Source organism: Paenibacillus forsythiae T98, assembly GCF_000520735.1.
Taxonomy (GTDB): domain Bacteria; phylum Bacillota; class Bacilli; order Paenibacillales; family Paenibacillaceae; genus Paenibacillus_AQ; species Paenibacillus_AQ forsythiae.
On record NZ_ASSC01000089.1, the window covers coordinates 1 to 1,229 of the forward strand.

1 protein-coding gene is annotated in these 1,229 nt (G+C 62.9%); it reads left to right on the forward strand.

Annotation, left to right across the window (positions count from 1 at the left end; all coding sequences use genetic code 11):
- The coding region (locus tag L692_RS0103105) for a glycosyltransferase family 39 protein (protein ID WP_025697115.1) at positions 1-1,229 on the forward strand (1,229 nt) is incomplete at both ends.

The window sequence follows — 1,229 nt, forward strand, 5'->3', positions numbered from 1 at the left end:
TCTGGATACAGACGCTGTTCGCCTGGGTATTCGGACTGAAGGGCTGGAGCGTTATACTTCCGCAGGTGCTGGCGGGTGTAGGCTCAGTGCTGCTCGTCTATCTGCTGGTCAAACCGGCTTTTGGTCTAGCGGCGGCCCGGATTGGCGCTCTGGCGATGGCTCTTACGCCGGTGGCGGCGGCCGTCAGCAGAACGAACAATATCGATTCCATGCTCGTGTTCACCCTGCTGCTGGCGACGTGGTTTCTGTTCAGGGGAGCCCGAACCAGCAAGATAGGCAGTCTGATCGCCGCGTTCGCGTTAATCGGTGTGGCCTTCAACGAGAAGATGCTGCAGGCGTATATGGTGGTTCCGGCTTTCTATCTCTTTTATTGGCTGGCGCTCAAGATGAACTGGAAGAAAAAAGCGGGCGTGCTGGCCGCATGCACCGCCGTCATGCTGGCCGTCTCCGTATCCTGGGCGGTCATCGTGGATTCGGTCCCGGCCAGCGAGCGCCCCTTTATCGGCAGCAGCACCACCAACTCGGTCATGAAGCTGGCCTTCGGTTATAACGGGGTATCCCGCCTGACCGGTGACACCGGCAATGGGGGGCGCGGAGGCTTCCCGCAGGGCATGAACGGAGAGATGCCGTTATGGAACGGCGCCGATGGACAGGGCATGCCCGGAATGAACGCCGGAATGCCGGGAATGAACGGCGGAAATGGCGACGGGCAGGACGGCGGCGGCCAGGCGGCCGGGCAGAGCACGGATGCGGCATCCGGAGCTTCCGCAGACGGGGGCCAGCAGGATGGAGGAATGCCCGGTCAGTTCCCCGGAAACGGAACGGATGACGGCGGCAGACGGGAATTCGGGCAAATGGGCGGCGGCCGCGGCATGAACGGCGGCTCTGGCGGCATGTTCAACACCGGCACGGCGGGACCGCTGCGGCTGTTCCAGTCGGAGCTGTCCGGCCAGGCCAGTTGGCTGCTTCCCTTCATCCTCTGCGGCTGCGTCGGCATCTTCTCCAGTCTGCGCAGAAGACAGGTTACGCAGGAGCATAAGGAGGCCATCTTCTGGCTGGCCTGGCTGCTTCCGGTCGCAGGGTTCTTCAGTGTCGCGGGCTTTTTCCATCAATATTATCTCATTATGATGGCTCCGCCGATTGCGGCGCTGGCCGGAGCGGGCTTCGTCAAGCTGTGGAGCCTGTACCGCGAGCATACCGGTTGGCTGGCCTGGTTGCTGCCGGCGGCC